General features: G+C 68.9%; 5 protein-coding genes. 4 read left to right on the forward strand and 1 reads right to left on the reverse strand.

Annotated elements, in window-relative coordinates; all coding sequences use genetic code 11:
* Positions 1 to 264: 264 nt before the first annotated feature.
* A complete protein-coding gene (locus ACFHW1_RS28615; protein ID WP_416557635.1) occupies positions 265 to 519 on the reverse strand; it encodes a hypothetical protein in 255 nt (84 codons plus the stop codon).
* A gap of 191 nt (positions 520 to 710) precedes the next feature.
* On the opposite strand from ACFHW1_RS28615, the gene ACFHW1_RS28620 reads away from it, so the two are divergent.
* From ACFHW1_RS28620 to ACFHW1_RS28635, 4 genes are all read left to right on the forward strand, one after another.
* Positions 711 to 1,034, forward strand: coding sequence for a hypothetical protein (locus tag ACFHW1_RS28620; RefSeq protein WP_416616692.1), 324 nt, complete (start codon positions 711 to 713; stop codon positions 1,032 to 1,034).
* 199 nt (positions 1,035 to 1,233) lie between these two features.
* Positions 1,234 to 1,611, forward strand: coding sequence for a hypothetical protein (locus ACFHW1_RS28625; RefSeq protein WP_416557637.1), 378 nt, complete (start codon positions 1,234 to 1,236; stop codon positions 1,609 to 1,611).
* A gap of 285 nt (positions 1,612 to 1,896) precedes the next feature.
* Positions 1,897 to 2,268, forward strand: coding sequence for a type II toxin-antitoxin system RelE/ParE family toxin (locus ACFHW1_RS28630; RefSeq protein WP_416557638.1), 372 nt, complete (start codon positions 1,897 to 1,899; stop codon positions 2,266 to 2,268).
* Positions 2,265 to 2,594, forward strand: a complete 330-nt coding sequence (locus tag ACFHW1_RS28635; protein WP_281553025.1) for a helix-turn-helix domain-containing protein — start codon at positions 2,265 to 2,267, stop codon at positions 2,592 to 2,594. Before ACFHW1_RS28630 ends, ACFHW1_RS28635 begins: the two co-directional genes overlap by 4 nt.
* The last annotated feature ends 113 nt before the right edge of the window (positions 2,595 to 2,707 follow it).

A 2,707-nucleotide genomic window follows, 5' to 3' on the forward strand; every position in this document is an offset into this window, starting at 1 on the left:
TCGATGACAGCGCGTTCACGCAGGCCAGAAGTACTCTCAGGCGACTACGCAAAGCCCCTGCCCCGGACCTCGCGCCCCGGGCCTCGTGCTTCCTGCTTCCTGCTTGGGGCTTCGGGTCGGCGGGTCGGCGGGTCGGCGGGTCGGCAGACTTCCGGTACCTCATGGTGCCTCCGACGACCTGATGCCACAGGTGCATCTTGATGCACCTGTGGCATCAGCTCAACCGGCATTCCGCTACGGCGGGCAACATCCGAGGTTCCGGCCTCACGCCGACGGCGTACCGACCAGGTGTCTCATCGCTGCCAGGGTCTGGTCGATGGTGGCGGGGAGGTCGGGGTCGCCGTGCTGGTCGAGCCAGCGGGTCACCGCGGTCCGGAACGTGGTCACCGCGATCTCGGCCGCCAGCCGGGCGGTCAGATCGTCGATGCCGCGATCGCGGAAGCCCTGCTCCAGTGCCGCCGACAGCAGCGCGAACTTGCGTAGCTCGCGCTCGTGCAGAGCCGGTTCGGCGTCTATCACGGCCCGTCGGCGTAACAGGGTGCAGCGCCTGCGGCAGGCAGGCACCGAGGTGGTGGCGGTCGGCCGCGACCGGGAACGGCTGACCCACCGCGCCGCAGGTCGCGCGGGCCTGCCCGGCCGGCACCCACTACGTCGACGTCGGCAACGAACTGAGCGCGTTCGAGTCGCTGCACGCCATGCACCGGGAGGCGGTGGCGACCGGTCGCACCCTGGTCTGCGGGGCGGGCTTCGGTGTGCTCGCGACCGAGAGCATCCTGCTGCACCTGCTGGCGGGCGAGGAACAACCTTCCCGGGTACGCATCGACGCCGTCGCGTCGGTCGAGGTCGAACCCGGTGCCCTCGGCGAAGCCCTGGCCGCCACCATCGTGCACGCGTTGCGCGACGGCGGCCGCGAGGTTCGGCAGGGCCGGTTGGTACGCGTCCGGGCCGGCGGTGCCGCCGAACGGTTGACCACCCCCGACGGCGACGTGGTCACCACCGCTGCCATGGGCAGCGGCGAACTCTTCGCGGCCTGAGCCACCGAGGCGGATGAGGTCGAAACACGGCTGGACCGGTTCGCCCGTGCCCTGCTGCTGCCCGAGGCCGACCTGCGGGAACGGTGGTCCGAGTGGTCGGCGATCCCGGATGAGGTCATGCGGGACGCGGCAGTACGAGCCGGCAGCCATTATCAGGTCGACATGGCCACCTTGGCCCGCCGGTTGACCGAGCTGGGCCTTGTCCGGCCAAGCGGAGGCCGACAAGATTCGTGCGGTCCGCACCAGCAAGGCGGACATCGAGGAGAAGAACCTACTGCCGAGCCAGGAGCTGGAGCCGGGGTCGCTGCCGCGCAGCTACACCCAGGCGGTCCTGCGGCTTTACCGGCGCGAGGTCGTCACCCTCGACCGGGCGCTTGGTCTGCTGCTCGGCACGTTCGGCGCGGACGACCTACCCGAGCTGCCCCCGGCGAACGAGGCCGAGATCTGGGCCTTCGCTGACGAACCGTCCCGGAAGGAGCTGTTCACCGAACTCGCCGACCGATTCACCAAACTCGGCGGCGCAGATCTGCAGATCCCGGACCGAGCCCACCAACCTCGCGCGATCGAGACCTCTTGAAGCACTGTCTGCAACCAAGGATCGACTCCCACCGGCGTTCCGGCCGAGTCCGCGCTACTCTGCGACACCCCGACGTCGATCGCGGTGAGGTGGCCTTTACCGATGGCGTACACCTGACATCGGCCGTCGGTAAGCAGGCAGTCGATACGGGCCGAGAGTCGCACGCGCGCGACGACCGCCCCAGCCCGGTCCACGGCGACAAGCTGATTCCCGGAGCAGGCGAAGGGCGCACTTCAGCAGCTGCGGGTTGACCACCTGACATAAGGCATGGTTTATACTCGGGGCATGTGGGACGTGGTGCTGGTCGCCCCGGTTGAGGAGTGGTACCTCAGGCTGTGCGAGTCGGACCCGACCTCCGCCAACCGGGTCATGGAGGCGATCGACCACCTGGCGGAGGAAGGCCCTTGGCTTGGCCGGCCGATGGTCGACCGGATCCACGGCAGTCGGTTGCACAATCTGAAGGAGCTGCGGCCGGGCTCTGCCGGGCGCTCGGAGATACGTCTGCTGTTCGCCTTCGATGTCGAACGGGACGCGGTGATCCTGGTCGCTGGCGACAAGGCGGGCCGATGGAACCAGTGGTACCGGGAGAACGTCCCGGTCGCAGAGGCGCGGTACGAGGAGTATCTGGTCGAGCGCAAGAGTGGGGAGGGGTCATGACGGCCCGTCGGTGGAGCGATGTGAAGGCTGAGGCGGTCACCCGACAGCCGTGGCTCGCCAGTGAGGAAGCACAGGCGCAGCGGGCCGCGATTCGCGGCGAGAATATCGGCCGCATCCGGGGACACGAGTTGGCCGAGATGCGTAAGTCTGCCGGGCTCACCCAGGCCGAAGTAGCTGTGGCACTCGGGGTGAGTCAGGCCAGGATCTCCCAGATCGAGCATGGCCAGGTCGACAGCCTGGACACACTGCGCGCGTACGCCGAAGCGCTGGGTGCCGAGGTTTCGATCGTAGTGTCCCGTGGTCCGCTCACCCTGCGGGTTGCCTGACCAGCCCACGAGACCCCGGAGCAGAGTAGGCACCGAGCCGCTACCGGAATGTGGGCCAGTGCTCCGGCCTTCAGGCCGGGGGTGTAGGCCCGCGCTGGGAGGGCCGCCAGGGC

The sequence above is a fragment of the Micromonospora sp. LOL_014 genome, from assembly GCF_048060245.1.
Lineage (GTDB): Bacteria > Actinomycetota > Actinomycetes > Mycobacteriales > Micromonosporaceae > Micromonospora_E.